The organism is Klebsiella sp. X13, from assembly GCF_003323835.1.
Lineage (GTDB): Bacteria > Pseudomonadota > Gammaproteobacteria > Enterobacterales > Enterobacteriaceae > Klebsiella > Klebsiella ornithinolytica.
In genome coordinates this window covers 5,065,644-5,082,262 of sequence record NZ_CP030874.1, presented here as the reverse complement: position 1 = coordinate 5,082,262, position 16,619 = coordinate 5,065,644, and the positions used below count along the sequence as shown (strand labels likewise).

General features: G+C 56.9%; 16 protein-coding genes. 13 read left to right on the top strand and 3 right to left on the bottom strand.

Going from position 1 to position 16,619, the window contains the following annotated elements; all coding sequences use genetic code 11:
* Window positions 1–85: 85 nt before the first annotated feature.
* The 4 genes from DSD31_RS24235 (at window position 86) to ubiA (ending at window position 4,023) form a co-directional block, all read left to right on the top strand.
* A complete protein-coding gene (locus tag DSD31_RS24235; protein ID WP_004856433.1) occupies window positions 86–1,396 on the top strand; it encodes a maltoporin in 1,311 nt (436 codons plus the stop codon).
* Between the two features lie 107 nt (window positions 1,397–1,503).
* Window positions 1,504–2,454, top strand: a complete 951-nt coding sequence (malM, locus tag DSD31_RS24230; protein WP_015585368.1) for a maltose operon protein MalM — start codon at window positions 1,504–1,506, stop codon at window positions 2,452–2,454.
* A 189-nt stretch (window positions 2,455–2,643) separates the two neighbouring features.
* Window positions 2,644–3,141, top strand: coding sequence for a chorismate lyase (gene ubiC / locus DSD31_RS24225; protein ID WP_113991354.1), 498 nt, complete (start codon window positions 2,644–2,646; stop codon window positions 3,139–3,141).
* 12 nt (window positions 3,142–3,153) lie between these two features.
* Window positions 3,154–4,023 carry a 4-hydroxybenzoate octaprenyltransferase gene (ubiA, locus tag DSD31_RS24220; protein ID WP_004856440.1) on the top strand — a complete coding sequence of 290 codons (870 nt, stop codon included), beginning with the start codon at window positions 3,154–3,156 and terminating at the stop codon, window positions 4,021–4,023.
* 67 nt (window positions 4,024–4,090) lie between these two features.
* Here ubiA and plsB read toward each other — a convergent pair whose 3' ends face one another.
* Window positions 4,091–6,514: a glycerol-3-phosphate 1-O-acyltransferase PlsB gene (gene plsB, locus DSD31_RS24215; protein ID WP_004856443.1), complete on the bottom strand. Its 2,424-nt coding sequence runs from the start codon at window positions 6,512–6,514 to the stop codon at window positions 4,091–4,093.
* Window positions 6,515–6,643: 129 nt separating this feature from the next.
* Here plsB and DSD31_RS24210 point away from each other — a divergent pair, with 129 nt between their 5' ends.
* The 4 genes from DSD31_RS24210 (at window position 6,644) to DSD31_RS24190 (ending at window position 9,562) form a co-directional block, all read left to right on the top strand.
* The gene (locus DSD31_RS24210; protein WP_004856446.1) at window positions 6,644–7,012 is read left to right on the top strand and encodes a diacylglycerol kinase; all 369 of its coding nucleotides are present in this window, start codon (window positions 6,644–6,646) and stop codon (window positions 7,010–7,012) included.
* Between the two features lie 220 nt (window positions 7,013–7,232).
* Window positions 7,233–7,841, top strand: coding sequence for a transcriptional repressor LexA (lexA, locus tag DSD31_RS24200; protein ID WP_004856448.1), 609 nt, complete (start codon window positions 7,233–7,235; stop codon window positions 7,839–7,841).
* 68 nt (window positions 7,842–7,909) lie between these two features.
* Window positions 7,910–9,226, top strand: a complete 1,317-nt coding sequence (gene dinF / locus DSD31_RS24195; RefSeq protein ID WP_113991353.1) for an MATE family efflux transporter DinF — start codon at window positions 7,910–7,912, stop codon at window positions 9,224–9,226.
* A 126-nt stretch (window positions 9,227–9,352) separates the two neighbouring features.
* On the top strand, window positions 9,353–9,562 hold the full coding sequence (locus tag DSD31_RS24190) for a CsbD family protein (RefSeq protein WP_004856456.1): 210 nt from the start codon (window positions 9,353–9,355) through the stop codon (window positions 9,560–9,562).
* Window positions 9,563–9,653: 91 nt separating this feature from the next.
* Here DSD31_RS24190 and zur read toward each other — a convergent pair whose 3' ends face one another.
* Window positions 9,654–10,169: a zinc uptake transcriptional repressor Zur gene (zur, locus tag DSD31_RS24185; protein WP_004856459.1), complete on the bottom strand. Its 516-nt coding sequence runs from the start codon at window positions 10,167–10,169 to the stop codon at window positions 9,654–9,656.
* Window positions 10,170–10,283: 114 nt separating this feature from the next.
* Here zur and DSD31_RS24180 point away from each other — a divergent pair, with 114 nt between their 5' ends.
* The 3 genes from DSD31_RS24180 to pspG all read left to right on the top strand — a co-directional run bounded on the left by DSD31_RS24180 (window position 10,284) and on the right by pspG (window position 12,256).
* Window positions 10,284–10,772: a cupin domain-containing protein gene (locus tag DSD31_RS24180; RefSeq protein WP_004856461.1), complete on the top strand. Its 489-nt coding sequence runs from the start codon at window positions 10,284–10,286 to the stop codon at window positions 10,770–10,772.
* 102 nt (window positions 10,773–10,874) lie between these two features.
* Window positions 10,875–11,873, top strand: coding sequence for a tRNA dihydrouridine(20/20a) synthase DusA (gene dusA, locus DSD31_RS24175; protein ID WP_004856463.1), 999 nt, complete (start codon window positions 10,875–10,877; stop codon window positions 11,871–11,873).
* Between the two features lie 140 nt (window positions 11,874–12,013).
* On the top strand, window positions 12,014–12,256 hold the full coding sequence (gene pspG / locus DSD31_RS24170; RefSeq protein ID WP_004856466.1) for an envelope stress response protein PspG: 243 nt from the start codon (window positions 12,014–12,016) through the stop codon (window positions 12,254–12,256).
* Window positions 12,257–12,633: 377 nt separating this feature from the next.
* Here the strand turns inward: pspG and DSD31_RS24160 are convergent, their stop codons facing one another.
* Window positions 12,634–13,617: a quinone oxidoreductase gene (locus DSD31_RS24160; protein ID WP_004856468.1), complete on the bottom strand. Its 984-nt coding sequence runs from the start codon at window positions 13,615–13,617 to the stop codon at window positions 12,634–12,636.
* Window positions 13,618–13,705: 88 nt separating this feature from the next.
* Here DSD31_RS24160 and dnaB point away from each other — a divergent pair, with 88 nt between their 5' ends.
* Together dnaB and alr are read left to right on the top strand one after the other, a co-directional pair.
* Window positions 13,706–15,121: a replicative DNA helicase gene (gene dnaB / locus DSD31_RS24155; RefSeq protein WP_004856470.1), complete on the top strand. Its 1,416-nt coding sequence runs from the start codon at window positions 13,706–13,708 to the stop codon at window positions 15,119–15,121.
* A 187-nt stretch (window positions 15,122–15,308) separates the two neighbouring features.
* The gene (gene alr, locus DSD31_RS24150) at window positions 15,309–16,388 is read left to right on the top strand and encodes an alanine racemase (RefSeq protein WP_004856473.1); all 1,080 of its coding nucleotides are present in this window, start codon (window positions 15,309–15,311) and stop codon (window positions 16,386–16,388) included.
* Window positions 16,389–16,619 lie beyond the last annotated feature (231 nt).

Sequence of the window (16,619 nt, the reverse complement as noted above, 5' to 3'; positions counted from 1 at the left end):
AAAAACACGAACCCCATAGGGCGCTGCAACCAGGCATAACGACGGGCGAAGTGTTCAAAGAAAAGCAATGATCTCAGGAGATAGAATGATGATTACTCTGCGCAAACTTCCACTGGCGGTCGCCGTCGCGGCAGGCGTTATGTCTGCTCAGGCGCTGGCCGTTGATTTCCACGGTTATGCTCGTTCCGGTATCGGCTGGACCGGTAGCGGCGGTGAACAACAGTGCTTCCAGGCAACCGGTGCTCAAAGTAAATACCGTCTTGGTAACGAATGTGAAACCTATGCGGAATTAAAACTGGGCCAGGAAGTATGGAAAGAAGGTGATAAGAGCTTCTACTTCGATACTAACGTTGCCTACTCCGTATCGCAGCAAAATGACTGGGAATCCACCAGCCCGGCATTCCGTGAAGCCAACGTGCAGGGTAAAAACCTGATCGACTGGCTGCCAGGCTCCACCATCTGGGCCGGTAAGCGCTTCTACCAGCGTCATGACGTCCACATGATCGACTTCTACTACTGGGATATCTCCGGTCCTGGTGCGGGTCTTGAAAACATCGATGTTGGCTTCGGTAAACTCTCTCTGGCGGCGACCCGTTCTTCTGAATCCGGCGGCTCTGCGACCTTCGCCGATCGTGATGCGCTGGGTAACCGCGTATATGACAACATCGTTCCGAACGACGTCTTCGACGTGCGTTTAGCACAGATGGAAATCAACCCGGGCGGTACTCTGGAGCTGGGTGTTGACTACGGTCATACCAACGTTCCGGATAATTACTACCTGCAGCCAGACGCGTCTAAAGATGGCTGGATGTTCACCGCTGAACACACCCAGAGCATCCTGAAAGGCTACAACAAGTTTGTTCTGCAGTACGCCACCGACGCGATGACCTCTAACGGTAAAGGCGTTCCGCAGGGCGGCAGCATCAACAACGACGGTTCCATGTGGCGCGTGCTTGACCACGGTGCAGTCTCTCTGGCTGACGATTGGGACATGATGTACGTGGCGATGTACCAGGATATCAACCTCGACAACAACAACGGCACCAAATGGTGGACCGTCGGCGTACGTCCTATGTACAAATGGACGCCGATCATGAGCACCCTGCTGGAAGTCGGCTACGACAACGTGAAGTCGCAGAAAACTGGCGACAGCAACAACCAGTACAAAATTACCCTGGCGCAACAGTGGCAGGCGGGCGACAGCATCTGGTCCCGTCCGGCAATTCGTCTGTTCGCAACCTACGCCAAGTGGGATGAGAAATGGGGCTACGCGAACGGTGATTCCGGTGCGGGCTACACCTCCGGCGTGGCGTACAACGACACTTCTGCGAAGACCTTCAGCCGTGGCGATAGCGACGAGTGGACCTTCGGTGCCCAGATGGAAATCTGGTGGTAATCCAACCTGACGTGTGATGACCAAAAGAGGGGCGCAAGCCCCTCTATCTTCGGCTCAGCGGGCTATTGCCTGGCTACCGCTTGGCCATCGGAATTGAGGTGATAACAATGAAAATGAAGAAAAGTCTCGTTGCCCTCTGCCTGTCCGCCGGCCTGCTGGCCAGCGTACCCGCAGTCAGTTTTGCTGATGTGAATTTTGTGCCGCAGAATACCTCTGCCGCACCGACCATCCCTGCTTCCGCGTTACAACAGCTAACCTGGACGCCGGTCGACCAATCGAAAACGCAAACCACGAAGTTAGCGACGGCAGGCCAGTCGCTGAACATCCCCGGCATCGTCGGCCCCGTGGCGGCCTACAGCGTCCCGGCAAATATCGGTGAGCTGACCCTGACTCTGACCAGTGAAGTCAATAAGCAAACCAGCGTTTATGCGCCAAATGTGCTGATTCTTGACCAGAATATGACGCCATCGGCGTTTTTCCCAAGCAGCTACTTCACCTATCTGGAGCCGGGCGTGATGAGCTCGGATCGCCTGGAAGGGGTGATGCGCCTGACGCCGGCTTTAGGTCAGCAAAAAATCTATGTGCTGGTCTTTACTACCCCGCAGGATTTGCAGCAGACCACCAAATTAATCGATCCGGCGAAGGCCTACGCCAAAGGTACCGGTAATGCGGTGCCGGATATTCCGGATCCGATCGCCAAACATACCACCGAAGGTACCCTGGGTCTGAAGGTGAAAACCTCTTCCGGTTCCAGCGTGCTGGTTGGGCCGCTGTTTGGCTCCTCCGGTCCAGGGCCAGTGACCGTCGGCAATACGGCGGCACCAGTCTACAACGCGCCAGCCGCCGCGCCGGTTGTTGCTCCAGTTGCGGCGCCAGCGCCGGCTGCGAAGAGCGAACCGATGCTTGACGATACGGAAACCTACTTTAACAACGGCATCAAACAGGCGGTTGCGAAAGGTGATATCGATAAAGCCCTCAAATTGATGAACGAAGCCGAACGCCTCGGTTCGAAATCTGCTCGTTCCACCTTTATCAGCAGTGTAAAAGGCAAGGGGTGATCGTCTCCCCACAATGCTGATGTTTAGGCACAGCCTTTAGGTGCGTCCGCCTGGACGCACCTTTTTTTATCGCGTGGCGGCTGCTGTTGCATGGCTGTTACGCCGATGATCGTATCTTGACGCTTTGCCCGCCCTGACTGGCTTATTCTGCGATACAATGCTGCTACGTTATGTAACGGAGAACCAGGCATGTCACATCCTGCGCTTACGCAACTGCGTGCGCTGCGCTATTTTGCCGCGATACCCCCGCTGGAACCGCACCTGCGCGACTGGCTGTTGCTGGAAGACTCAATGACTCAACGCTTTGAGCAACAAGGGAAAAAGGTCAGTGTTAATCGAGTCAACGAAGGTTTCGTCGGCCGGGAAGCGCTGGTGGGTGAAGAGGCGTTGCTGCCGGATGAAGCGCGTTACTGGCTGCGGGAAATCATCCTTTGCGCCAATGGTGAACCCTGGCTCGCTGGCCGAACGGTGGTGCCTGGGTCGACGCTGTGCGGCCCGGAGCTGGCTCTGCAGCAGCTGGGGCAGACGCCGCTGGGGCGTTATTTGTTCACGTCATCCACATTAACCCGCGATTTTATTGAAATTGGGCGCACGGCAGAGCTGTGGGGGCGTCGTTCTCGCCTTCGGCTGAGCGGCAAACCGCTGCTGCTGACAGAACTTTTTCTGCCTGCGTCGCCGCTGTATTAAGAGGAAAAGAAAATGGAGAGGAGTCTGGCGCAGAATAAGCTGTTGGCGTTTCATCGCCTGATGCGTACTGACAAACCCATTGGCGCGCTGCTGCTGCTGTGGCCGACGCTGTGGGCACTGTGGGTGGCGACGCCGGGGATTCCACCGCTGTGGATTCTGGCCGTTTTTGTCGCCGGTGTCTGGCTGATGCGCGCCGCCGGCTGCGTGGTGAATGATTACGCCGACCGAAAGTTTGACGGCCATGTCAAACGCACCGCCCGCCGTCCGTTACCCAGCGGCGATGTCTCGGAGAAAGAGGCCCGGATTCTGTTTGCCGTGCTGGTTTTGCTTTCGTTCCTGCTGGTGCTGACCTTAAACACCATGACTATCCTGCTTTCGGTTGCCGGGCTGGCGCTGGCGTGGGTGTATCCGTTTATGAAGCGCTACACTCATCTGCCGCAGGTGGTGCTGGGCGCAGCGTTCGGCTGGTCGATTCCGATGGCCTTCTCGGCGGTGAGCGAAGCGTTGCCGCTGAGCTGCTGGCTGATGTTCCTCGCCAATATTCTGTGGGCGGTGGCTTACGATACCCAGTACGCGATGGTCGACAGGGACGATGACGTCAAAATTGGGATTAAATCAACGGCGATCTTGTTCGGCGAACATGACCGTACCATTATCGGTATGTTGCAGATTGGGGTGCTGATACTATTGGCTGCCATCGGCTGGCTGAACGGGCTGCACTGGGAATATTACTGGTCGCTGTTTATCGCCGCAGGGCTTTTTTTCTGGCAGCAGAAGCTGATTTTCCGGCGCGAACGGGACGACTGCTTTAAAGCGTTTTTAAATAATAACTACGTCGGACTGGTGGTGTTTCTCGGTCTGGCAATGAGCTATCTGCAGTAGTCTCTTCCTTCCCCCGGCGTGCGGCGCGAACGCCATGGCCGGGGGAGAGGAAGGCCCGCCTCAGCCGTTACGCTTCATCCTGCGTGACGCTTTCAATCGTCAAGCGCACATCCGACGTAATCAGATCGGCCAGCATCTGGTAGACCTTCAGCGTCTCTGCCGGCTCAGCATCGCCGGTATCGCTGATATAGCCCTCATCGCGCAGCGTCAGCACTAACGTACTGAATACCGCTTTATCGAAGAACTCCGGCGCGTTGATACCGTGCAGCACCGACAGACGCTGCGCCACCGTGCGGCTCTCTTTCTCCAGCGAACTGCGGTTGATAGACGGGTTCGCGCTCAGCAGCCAGAAGGTAATGGCGTAGCGCTGGAGCGTTTCACGCGCGCCTGCGGCCAGCAGTTGCAAGGAACGGGAGTGGGACGGATTGATGCTGATGGCATCATCGCTCAGGACAATCAGTCCCTGACGCTGCATTTCCGCCGCCAGGGCATCGATGACGCCAGCCAGCTCTGCTTTTTCCCAGCGCAGGAACAGCTCGGCCTTCAGCAGCGGATAGAACATCTCAACGTGACGCAGCACTTCCGCGCGGGTGATACGACGATGCTGGGTAATGATCGCCGCCAGCAGCGACGGCAGCATCAACATATGGGCGATGTTGTTGCGATAGTAGGTCATCAGCACCGCCTGCTCGCGCGGCAGAATGATGATATCGCCGATGGTATCTTTCTCGACCTCGAACTTATTCATCTTCAGCGCGTGGTCAATCAGTTCGCTGGCCGAGGCCGCCGGCGTGGTCGCATCCGGGGAGTACGGTACGTTGCGCAGCAGATCGAGGTAGCACTCCAGCTGTTGCGTCAGCTGTTCGCGGGTCAACGAGCGTTGACGAGAGGCCAGCAGCGCGGTGCAGCACAGGTTCATGGCGTTGGCCGCGCCGGCGTTGTTGATGCGCACCATCAGATCGGAAGCAATGTTGTTGACCGTCGGTGTCAGCCACGATGGGCGCACCGCTTCGATCGGATCGATTGACTCACGCCATTCCGGAACATGCTGGTTCAGGTAAGTCATCAGCGGCAGTGGTTCGCCAAAGTTAACATAGCCCTGACCGAGGTTACGCAGCTTGCTCAGGCCGCGCAGCATCTGCGGCAGACTCTCTTTTTCTTTCGTCGCACCGCGCAGCTCTTTGGCGTAGGTGCCCACTTCCATCACGTGCTCGTAACCGATGTAGATAGGCACCAGCGTGATCGGTCGGGTCCCGCCGCGCAGCATGGCCTGGATGGTCATCGACAGGGTGCCGGTTTTCGGATCCAGCAGACGGCCGGTACGCGAGCGGCCCCCTTCAACGAAGTACTCCACGGAGTAACCCCGGCTGAACAACTCGCCGAGATATTCGCGGAACACCGTGGAATAGAGCTTATTGCCCTTAAAGGTACGGCGAATAAAGAATGCGCCACCGCGGCGGAAAATGGGGCCTGCTGGCCAGAAGTTCAGGTTGATACCGGCGGCAATATGCGGCGGCACCAGCCCCTGGTGATACAGCACGTAGGAGAGCAGCAGATAGTCCATATGGCTACGATGGCACGGTACGTACACAATCTCGTGCCCTTCATGGGCCAGCTGACGTACGCGCTCGGCGTTGTGGACGTTGATCCCCTGATAGAGACGGTTCCAGGTAAAACCGAGAACGCGGTCGGTCAGGCGAATCATCTCATAAGAGAAATTCGCGGCGATCTCTTCCATCAGCGCGATGGCGTTTTGCTGCGCCTTCTCATGGGAAATTTTCTTGCTGCGCGCTTCATCTTCCACCGCGCGGGCGATGGCTTTGGAGGCCAGCAGCTTATTGAACAGATCCTGACGTGCCGGCAGACGTGGGCCGACGGCGGCCAGACGTTGGCGGGCGAAGTGCATACGCGCGACGCGGGCCAGCTTCTGGGCGATAATTTTATCGGTGCCGTGTTCGGTGGCCATTCTGCGCAGAGAAACCGGCGGCGAGAAACGGACAAAGCTGTCGCGGCCCAGCCACAGAACGGCGAAGAACTTCTGAATGCCATTCAGCATGCGCAGCGGCGGGTTTACTTCGCCTTTTTCGCGCCCTGGCGCACGACCAAACATCACCGAGACTGGCACCATTTGCACGTCCAGGTCAGGATGGTTGCGGTGCAGATCCAGGTAGTCGTGGAACAGCTTAATCGACTCTTCTTTCGGCGCGTAGTAGGTAAAGACGCGCGGGCCACCGTGGATAAATACGTAGCGCGGCAGCAGCGCGCCATCGATTTCCAGCGGTTCAAGCGGATCGGGTAAATCGTGCTCCAGGCACTGGGCGCGCAGGGTCAGCAGGTCCGCCTTGGAATTATAAGGCAGGACGTACATGATCGGACGCGAGGTATCCAGCCCTAATTCCTGAGCAGGTTCTGCGGGAATAGACTTGCTTTTTACCAGCACCCGTAATGGTAAATTCAGTAATTTATAGTAAATTCGTTGCCAGCCGGACATAAACGATGTGAAGCCTCTGGTTAATCATGCAAATGCGCGGCAAGAATAACAGAAAGCGCGCAAAATTTCCGTTGCCACGCGGCAAACGCGTACACTCATTGACGTCATTTACATAAAAAGGTTCTTTTGATGGCCAATAATACCACTGGGTTAACCCGAATCATTAAAGCGGCAGGTTATTCCTGGAAAGGGTTCCGTGCGGCATGGATAAATGAGGCCGCATTTCGTCAAGAAGGCATCGCCGCCATTGTTGCTGTCGCGATCGCCTGCTGGCTGGACGTTGACGCCATCACGCGTGTGCTGCTGATAGGCTCGGTCCTGATAGTGATGATAGTCGAAATTCTTAATAGCGCGATTGAGGCGGTGGTGGACCGTATTGGCCCGGAACATCATGAGCTGTCCGGTCGGGCGAAAGATATGGGTTCTGCGGCGGTGCTGCTGGCCATTGTGATCGCGCTGATCACCTGGGGCCTCTTGCTGTGGGCCCGCTATCACTGAGTGACCACTTTGTGAGATGCCCCCGCCTGGCGATGTCCTCCCGGCGATCGGCCGACCCCCGATGGGTTTTGCCCGGCTGGCGACAATCACCCCTGGCGCAATGGGCTATCGGGGACGCAAAATGGAAAGAATCTCCTGATTTTTGTGTGAAATTTGATTCCAAAATCACCGTTAGCTGTATATACTCACAGCATAACTGTATATACACCCAGGGGGCGGGATGAAAGCGTTAACGACCAGGCAGCAAGAGGTGTTTGATCTCATTCGGGATCACATCAGCCAGACGGGCATGCCGCCGACGCGTGCGGAAATTGCTCAGCGCTTGGGGTTCCGTTCCCCAAACGCGGCGGAAGAACACCTGAAAGCGCTGGCGCGTAAGGGCGCGATCGAGATTATCTCCGGCGCCTCCCGGGGGATTCGCCTGCTTACGGAAGAAGAACCGGGTTTACCGTTGATTGGCCGCGTGGCGGCCGGTGAGCCGCTGCTGGCTCAGCAGCATATCGAAGGCCACTTCCAGGTCGATCCGGCGATGTTCAAGCCGAACGCCGACTTTTTGCTGCGGGTAAGCGGCATGTCAATGAAAGATATCGGTATTCTCGATGGCGATCTGCTGGCGGTCCATAAAACGCAGGATGTACGCAACGGCCAGGTTGTCGTGGCGCGTATTGACGAAGAGGTCACCGTTAAGCGTCTTAAAAAACAGGGCAATATCGTCGAACTTCTGCCAGAAAACAGCGAGTTTTCCCCTATCGTGGTGAATCTACGCGAACAAAATTTCACTATCGAAGGGCTGGCCGTTGGCGTGATTCGCAACGGCGAGTGGCTGTAACACCTTCCCCACGCAGCATCGTCTGATGCATGATGCTGCGCTGTCTCCTCCCGGTCAGGCTCTTTCTCATGTTCTTTAACGCCGCTGATAAGGCCCTGTGGCGCCTGGCGCTACCCATGATTTTCTCCAATATCACCGTTCCGCTGCTGGGACTGGTGGATACCGCCGTGATTGGCCATCTCGACAGCCCGGTTTACCTCGGCGGTGTCGCGGTCGGCGCGACGGCCACCAGTTTTCTCTTCATGCTGCTGCTTTTCCTGCGGATGAGCACCACCGGACTGACGGCGCAGGCCTTTGGCGCCAAAGATCCTCTCCGCCTGGCGCGGGCACTGGTGCAGCCGCTGGGGCTGGCAACAGGCGCCGGCCTGCTGATTGTGATTTTCCGAACCCCGCTTATCGGTCTGGCGTTGCATATTGTTGGCGGCAATGACGCGGTGCTGGAGCAGGCGCGGCGCTTTCTCGACATCCGCTGGCTGAGTGCGCCGGCATCGCTGGCAAACCTGGTGCTGCTCGGTTGGCTGTTGGGCGTACAGTACGCCCGGGCGCCGGTGATTTTGCTGATCGTTGGCAACCTGCTGAATATTGTGCTCGATCTGTGGCTGGTGATGGGCCTGCACCTGAACGTGCAGGGGGCCGCGCTGGCGACGGTCACCGCCGAATATGTCACCTTTATCATCGGGCTGCTGATGGCAAGGCGCGTGCTGGCGCTACGCGGCGTGTCATTTGCCCTGCTCAAGCGCGCGTGGCGCGGAGATGTGCGCCGCTTGCTGGCGCTCAATCGCGATATCATGCTGCGCTCTCTGCTGCTTCAGTTGTGCTTTGGTGCGGTGACCGTTTTCGGCGCTCGTCTTGGCGGTGAGATCGTTGCCGTCAACGCGCTCCTGATGACCATGTTGACCTTCACCGCCTATGCCCTGGATGGTTTTGCTTATGCCGTGGAAGCGCACTCCGGACAGGCGTACGGCGCGCGTGACGGTAGCCAGTTGCTTGATGTCTGGCGGGCGGCCTGCCGCCAGTCGGGAATGGTGGCGCTGGCCTTTGCGGCAACCTATGCCGTAGCCGGGCAGCAGATTATCGCCCTGTTGACTTCGCTACCCTCGCTTCAGCTGCTTGCCGATCGCTATCTGATCTGGCAGATCGTTTTGCCGGTGATTGGCGTGTGGTGTTATTTGCTGGATGGCATGTTCATCGGCGCGACGCGCGGGGCTGAGATGCGCAACAGCATGGCGGTGGCGGCGGCGGGGTTTGCCCTGACGCTGCTGACGCTGCCGGTCCTTGGCAACCACGCGCTATGGCTGGCGCTGGCGGTCTTCCTCGCGCTGCGCGGTCTGTCGCTGGCGGTCATCTGGCGGCGACACTGGCGGCGTGGCACCTGGTTTTCGTAGCGATTTTTGATATGTAATTGGTTAAAGATTCCGAATAATAAATTCAACTCAGAATTCTTATCTATAGTTAATACTATGTCCGGCACACAGCGGGCTGTTAACTCACCGAACGATGAGGATTGAATTATGAACAAAGACGAAATCGGCGGTAACTGGAAACAGTTGAAAGGTAAAGCGAAAGAAAAATGGGGCAAGCTGACCGATGACGATATGACCGTCATTGAAGGTAAGCGTGACCAGCTGGTCGGGAAAATCCAGGAGCGTTATGGATACGCTAAAGATCAGGCGGAGAAAGAAGTGTCTGACTGGGAACGAAAAAACGATCACCGCTGGTAGCGGTGAGTGTTAACGAATTAACCCTTTGTTATTGCCTGCCCGATGGTACATGGAGGTACCGGCAACCTGGATTCCCGCTGCGGCGATAGCCTCAGCGGGCTTTCTTTTTAATCTGAATGGTATGGTCGTGATGGCAGTGTCCCGGGGTGCTACAGGCTTCGACCTCGACACAACCCGCGCACAGGCCGTGTGCTTCAATCACATTGTGGCGTAGCGCAAAACCCATTCTGGCCGCCAGCGTATGCATAATGTCTTCAACGCCTTCGGCACACTCTTCTTTGACCACGCCGCAGCGGTCGCAGATAAACATGGCTGAGCTATGGGTCGGCTGATCGAAAAGATGGCACAGCACGTAGCTGTTGGTCGATTCCACCTTGTGCACGAATCCCTGTTCCAGCAGAAACTCCAGCGCCCGGTAGACCGTCGGCGGTTTCGCCTGCGGCTCTTTCTCGCGCAGCAGGTCGAGCAGGTCATACGCGCTAATCGCCCCTTGCTGGAGGCTCATCAAACGCAACACTTCCAGGCGCTGCGGAGTCAGGCGCACGCCGCGCTGTGCGCAGAGCTTTTCAGCATGCGCTAACATTTCTTGCGAAGTGGTCTTATTCATGAGCATCCTCTGGTTGCGTGAGTCTGAAGTTGTTACTTTATCACGATCCAGGCAAAACGCCGAGAACCGGCGGCTTGTGCTATACCTGATGCATCTCATTTTCGGGAGAAAACGATGAAAAGACCTGATTGCATTCGACATTGGCGCGAACTGGAAGGCCCAGATGATGCCACTTATCCCAATAACCCGGAGCGTTTTTCCATCGGCGCGCCGCTGGCGCGGGGATTAAGGCTCAACCGGCTGGGTATTCATCATGAACGTTTGCCTCCGGGCCGTCGAACCTCTTATCCCCATGCTGAAAGTGATGAGGAGGAGTTTATCTATGTGCTGGATGGCTACCCCGAAGTCTGGATTAACGGCTATCTGTGGAAGCTTGAGCCGGGCGACAGCGTCGGTTTTCCGGCCGGAACCGGAGTGTGTCACACCTTTTTGAATAATACCGACCAGGAAGTTCGCTTGTTAGTGGTGGGGGAGTCGAACAAGAAATTTAACCGCATCTACTATCCGCTGAACCCGGAATATGCCGCTACGCGTCAGGATCGCTGGGTCGATCATCCGCCGCAATTTTTCGGCCCGCACGATGGTAAACCGCGCAGGCGCTAGCCCGTCCAGCAGATGCACAGCACCCGTCGCGGTGCTATGCCTCTGTGATTTATCTTTGTGCTATAGTAGCGCCCCTTTTTACCCGGATGCCTGTTTATCGCCATGATGCCAGAATCAACATCTCACGCTTTTGCCGCCCATCGTTTTTCCATCGCGCCGATGCTCGACTGGACAGACAGGCACTGTCGCTATTTCCTGCGCCTGCTGTCGCGCCATACGCTGCTGTATACCGAAATGGTGACAACCGGGGCGATTATTCATGGCAAAGGCGACTATCTGGCCTATAGCGAAGAAGAGCATCCGCTGGCCCTGCAGCTGGGCGGCAGCGATCCTGCTGCACTCGCGCAGTGTGCGAAACTGGCGGAAGCGCGCGGCTACGATGAGATCAACCTCAACGTCGGCTGTCCGTCCGACCGCGTGCAAAACGGGATGTTCGGCGCCTGCCTGATGGGCAATGCGCAGCTGGTAGCGGACTGTATCAAAGCGATGCGCGACGTGGTGTCCATCCCGGTCACGGTAAAAACCCGTATCGGCATCGATGACCAGGATAGCTATGAATTCCTGTGTGATTTCATCAATACCGTCTCCGGAAACGGTGAGTGCGAGATGTTTATCATCCACGCCCGCAAAGCCTGGCTCTCCGGCCTGAGTCCAAAAGAGAATCGTGAAATTCCACCGCTGGATTATCCGCGCGTTTATCAGCTGAAACGCGACTTCCCGCACCTGACGATGGCGATCAACGGCGGGATTAAGTCGCTGGAAGAGGCGAAATTGCATCTGCAGCATATGGACGGCGTGATGGTGGGGCGCGAGGCCTATCAGAATCCGGGGATCCTGACCGCGGTCGACCGGGAGATCTTTGCGGTGGATGGTGCCGACAGCGACCCGGTCGCCGTGGTGCGCGCGATGTACCCGTATATCGAGCGTGAGCTGTCCAACGGCACCTATCTGGGCCATATCACGCGTCATATGCTGGGCCTGTTCCAGGGTATCCCAGGCGCACGGCAGTGGCGTCGCTACCTGAGTGAAAATGCGCACAAGGCGGGGGCGGATATTAACGTGCTGGAACATGCGCTGAAGCTGGTTGCCGATAAGCGTTAGTCTTGCGCTAAAATTTAGTCAAATACGCCACGCCCTGATTTAATCGTCAGGGCGTTTTCCTTTAAATTCAATATGTTAATTTTGGCACGTTTCTTGTAATACCCGGAGAGTCATTCGGTTATTTCTTTGGGGAGAAGACGATGCTGGAACTCTTATTTGTCATTGGATTTTTTGTCATGTTGCTGGTCACCGGCGTGTCGATTCTGGGGATTCTTGCCGCGATTGTCGTTGCGACAGTGCTGATGTTTGTCGGCGGGCTGTTTGCGATGATGATTAAGCTGCTGCCGTGGCTGCTGTTAGCCATTGCGGTCGTGTGGGTGATTCGGTCGATAAATACGCCAAAAACGACAGGCTACCGTAGTAACAACCGCTGGCGTTATTAAGGGAGTGAGCGGTCTGTCACAACCTGAAGAATTTTGCATAGAACAGCGTAGGTTTTGCTTATTAAATCTGTCACTATTAGCGCGTTAACGAATTCATCGCGCTGTACCCTACATACAGCCGAACTAAAAAAAGTCAGGGCTTCCTTATGGAAGCCCTAAACTTTTCTGCTCTCCCGTCCCTCCCGTCCCTCCCGTCATACTTCAGACTACAGGGGCGTTGGCTACGTTAGCTCACCCCGGTCACTTACTGGAGTAAGCTCCCGAGGATTCGCTCTCTTGCCGCCTTCCTGTCGCCCGAATTATTTAGGCAGAGCCTCCATAAATACGCGATTAAGAGACCGAAACGTTGGCAGCGTTAACCTTGCTCGATTTACTCGTTACGGCAGCAGCAGGCTTGAGCCTTCGGTGGCGCGGCTCTCCAGCACTTCATGCGCGCGCCGGGCATCGGTCAGGGCATATTTCTGGCTGTCCGCCACGTCAACGTTAATCGCGCCGCTGGCAATCAACGAAAACAGTTCGCTGCTGGCTTCCGCCAGCTCTTGACGGTTGGTGATATAGCCCTGCAGTGAAGGGCGGGTGACGTACAGCGATCCTTTCTGGTTGAGGATCCCCAGGTTGACGCCGGTTACCGGGCCGGAAGAGTTCCCGAAGCTGACCATCAGCCCCCGGCGCTGCAGGCAATCCAGCGATGCTTCCCAGGTATCTTTGCCCACGGAATCATAGACCACATGGACTTTTTTCCCTTCGGTTATCTCTTTCAGGCGTTCAACGATATTCTCTTCGCGATAGTTGATGACCTGCCAGGCGCCGGCCTGTTTTGCCCGCTGCGCTTTTTGCGCGCTGCCGACGGTACCGATCAGTTTAGCGCCCAGCGCCTTCGCCCACTGGCAGGCAATCAGCCCGACGCCACCGGCCGCCGCATGAAACAGGAACGGTTCACCGGGCTTGATTTCGTAGGTTTTCCGCAGCAGGTAATAGACCGTCAGCCCTTTCAGGAACGATGCGGCAGCCTGTTCAAAGGAGATACCGTCCGGCAAAAGAGCGGCCTTATCGGCAATCACGTTATGGACTGAGCTGTAGGCGCCCAGCGCTGACTGAGCGTAGACGACGCGGTCGCCAGCTTTAATGTGCTGCACGCTGCGTCCGACTTTCGTCACCACGCCCGCGGCTTCGGTACCCAGGCCGCTTGGCAGAGAGGGCGGCGGGTAGAGGCCGCTGCGGATGTAGGTGTCGATATAGTTAATGCCGATGGCCTTGTTCTCTACCTGGATCTCGTTTTCTTGCGGTTCCGCAGGGGTAAATTCTACGGCCTTGAGTACATCCGGCCCACCGTGTTGATGAAATTCTATTCGTGTTGCCATGATTATCTCCAGTTTCATTTGGGTGGGTCAAAACAGAGACCTGTGCTAATATTTCGACCCCATCTCTATCCCGGTATCTGTATTCAATATGGCAGGAAATAAACCCTTCAACAAACCGCAGACTGAACCCCGTGAGCGCGATCCGCAGGTCGCCGGGCTAAAAGTCCCGCCGCACTCGATTGAAGCGGAACAGTCGGTGTTGGGCGGTTTAATGCTGGACAACGAACGCTGGGACGACGTCGCCGAGCGCGTTGTGGCGGAAGATTTTTATACGCGTCCGCACCGCCATATCTTTGTGGAAATGGCGCGTCTGCAGGAGACAGGTAGCCCGATCGACCTGATTACGCTGGCGGAATCACTGGAGCGACAGGGGCAGCTGGACAGCGTTGGCGGATTCGCGTATCTGGCTGAGCTGTCAAAAAACACGCCAAGTGCGGCGAACATCAGCGCCTATGCGGACATCGTACGTGAACGCGCCGTTGTCCGTGAGATGATTTCGGTGGCGAATGAAATCGCCGAGGCGGGCTTCGACCCGCAGGGGCGTACCAGCGAAGACCTGCTCGACCTGGCCGAATCCCGGGTGTTCAAGATTGCGGAAAGCCGCGCCAACAAAGATGAAGGCCCGAAAAATATCGCCGACGTCCTCGATGCGACCGTTGCGCGTATCGAGCAGCTGTTCCAGCAGCCGCATGACGGCGTCACCGGGGTCAATACCGGCTATGACGATCTGAACAAAAAGACCGCCGGCCTGCAGCCGTCGGATCTGATTATTGTCGCCGCGCGTCCATCGATGGGTAAGACAACATTTGCGATGAACCTCGTCGAGAATGCGGCGATGTTGCAGGATAAGCCGGTACTTATCTTCAGCCTTGAGATGCCATCAGAACAGATTATGATGCGTTCCCTTGCATCGCTGTCTCGGGTCGATCAGACCCGTATCCGTACCGGCCAGCTGGACGATGAAGACTGGGCGCGCATTTCCGGCACCATGGGTATCCTGCTGGAAAAACGCAATATCTACATCGATGACTCCTCCGGCCTGACGCCGACGGAAGTTCGTTCCCGCGCACGACGTATTGCCCGTGAACACGGCGGCATCGGTCTTATCATGATCGACTACCTGCAGCTGATGCGCGTACCGTCGCTCTCCGATAACCGTACGTTGGAAATTGCGGAAATTTCCCGTTCGTTAAAAGCACTGGCGAAAGAGCTTCAGGTGCCGGTGGTTGCGCTGTCGCAGCTTAACCGCTCGCTGGAACAACGTGCCGATAAGCGCCCGGTGAACTCCGACTTGCGTGAATCAGGCTCCATTGAGCAGGACGCCGACTTAATCATGTTTATCTATCGTGACGAGGTCTATCACGAGAACAGTGATTTAAAAGGCATCGCGGAAATTATTATTGGTAAACAGCGTAACGGGCCCATCGGGACGGTACGTCTGACCTTTAACGGGCAGTGGTCGCGCTTTGATAATTATGCGGGACCACAGTACGACGACGAATAAATCGCCGTCATCCTTCGCGCCGCCGGTGCGTTGACAGCACCGGCTCGCTCCGGTCAGTTAGTGTACTAAGCTCCCGGAGACTCTCAGGTTTGTTGCGTGATCGCCCCTTCGGGCCAGCGCAGGCGCTGTTCAGAAACGCCTGCGCGAACACGCATGATTTAGGCGATCTTTTTATCAAGGAATTTAAATGCAAGCGGCAACTGTTGTCATTAACCGCCGCGCTCTGCGACACAACCTGCAACGTCTGCGTGAACTGGCACCTGCCAGTAAACTGGTTGCAGTGGTGAAAGCGAACGCTTACGGACACGGTCTTCTCGAGACCGCGCGAACGCTCCCTGATGCCGATGCCTTTGGCGTCGCCCGTCTCGAAGAAGCCCTGCGCCTGCGCGCTGGCGGTATCACGAAACCGGTCCTGCTGCTGGAAGGTTTCTTTGATGCGGCCGATCTGCCGGTTATTTCCGCGCAGCAACTGCATACGGCGGTACACAGCCCGGAGCAGCTGGAAGCGCTGGAGCAGGCTGAGCTGCCTGAGCCCGTCACCGTCTGGATGAAACTGGACACCGGGATGCATCGTCTGGGCGTCCTGCCGGAGCAGGCGGGTGCCTTCTGGCAGCGTTTAAGCCAGTGTAAAAACGTGCGCCAGCCGGTCAATATCGTCAGCCACTTCGCGCGGGCGGATGAGCCCGAATGCGGCGCCACCGAACGCCAGCTGGATATTTTCACCACCTTCAGTGAAGGCAAGCCTGGCCTGCGTTCCATCGCGGCATCGGGCGGAATCTTGCTGTGGCCGCAGTCGCATTTTGACTGGGTCCGCCCGGGCATCATCCTGTACGGCGTATCGCCGCTGGATAGCCCTTCCACCGGCGCAGATTTTGGTTGTCAGCCGGTGATGTCGCTGACGTCGAGCCTGATTGCCGTACGCGAACATAAAGCGGGTGAACCGGTAGGCTATGGCGGTACCTGGGTGAGCGAACGAGATACCCGGCTAGGCGTGGTGGCGATGGGCTACGGCGACGGCTACCCGCGCGCGGCGCCCACCGGTACACCGGTGCTGGTTAACGGCCGGGAAGTGCCGATTGTTGGTCGTGTGGCGATGGATATGATTTGCGTCGATCTTGGGCCTGAGGCGCAGGATAGGTCCGGCGACCCGGTGGTGCTCTGGGGGGAAGGCCTGCCCGTCGAGCGTATTGCCGCACTGACGAATGTGAGTGCTTACGAACTTATTACCCGCCTGACTTCCAGAGTCTCGATGAAGTACGTGGATTAAGCGTACGTCGGGTCGATACATCGCGGTTGTGACATCTCCGGCAGCGCTGCGCTGACCGGGGGTGTCGTCAGGAACCGACGCAGGCTTTACGCTGCGAGTCGGGAGATTCCCCTGAGGGCGAGCGAGATGCGTGCGATCTTCGCCGACTTTCCGCCAACATCCTCTCGATCTTCTTCTGCTTCCGGTTTATTGTGTTATGACCTGCCTCTCGTAAACCCGGAGAAACATCAC

Coding starts and splice junctions, on each gene's coding strand:
- ubiC (WP_113991354.1), top strand. CDS start 2,644: ATGTCACATCCTGCGCTTACGCAACTGCGTGCGCTGCGCTATTTTGCC.
- zur (WP_004856459.1), bottom strand. CDS start 10,169: ATGAATAAGACCACTTCGCAAGAAATGTTAGCGCATGCTGAAAAGCTC.
- DSD31_RS24235 (WP_004856433.1), top strand. CDS start 86: ATGATGATTACTCTGCGCAAACTTCCACTGGCGGTCGCCGTCGCGGCA.
- dusA (WP_004856463.1), top strand. CDS start 10,875: ATGATGCCAGAATCAACATCTCACGCTTTTGCCGCCCATCGTTTTTCC.
- dnaB (WP_004856470.1), top strand. CDS start 13,706: ATGGCAGGAAATAAACCCTTCAACAAACCGCAGACTGAACCCCGTGAG.
- alr (WP_004856473.1), top strand. CDS start 15,309: ATGCAAGCGGCAACTGTTGTCATTAACCGCCGCGCTCTGCGACACAAC.
- ubiA (WP_004856440.1), top strand. CDS start 3,154: ATGGAGAGGAGTCTGGCGCAGAATAAGCTGTTGGCGTTTCATCGCCTG.
- DSD31_RS24180 (WP_004856461.1), top strand. CDS start 10,284: ATGAAAAGACCTGATTGCATTCGACATTGGCGCGAACTGGAAGGCCCA.
- pspG (WP_004856466.1), top strand. CDS start 12,014: ATGCTGGAACTCTTATTTGTCATTGGATTTTTTGTCATGTTGCTGGTC.
- plsB (WP_004856443.1), bottom strand. CDS start 6,514: ATGTCCGGCTGGCAACGAATTTACTATAAATTACTGAATTTACCATTA.
- lexA (WP_004856448.1), top strand. CDS start 7,233: ATGAAAGCGTTAACGACCAGGCAGCAAGAGGTGTTTGATCTCATTCGG.
- dinF (WP_113991353.1), top strand. CDS start 7,910: ATGTTCTTTAACGCCGCTGATAAGGCCCTGTGGCGCCTGGCGCTACCC.
- malM (WP_015585368.1), top strand. CDS start 1,504: ATGAAAATGAAGAAAAGTCTCGTTGCCCTCTGCCTGTCCGCCGGCCTG.
- DSD31_RS24160 (WP_004856468.1), bottom strand. CDS start 13,617: ATGGCAACACGAATAGAATTTCATCAACACGGTGGGCCGGATGTACTC.
- DSD31_RS24210 (WP_004856446.1), top strand. CDS start 6,644: ATGGCCAATAATACCACTGGGTTAACCCGAATCATTAAAGCGGCAGGT.
- DSD31_RS24190 (WP_004856456.1), top strand. CDS start 9,353: ATGAACAAAGACGAAATCGGCGGTAACTGGAAACAGTTGAAAGGTAAA.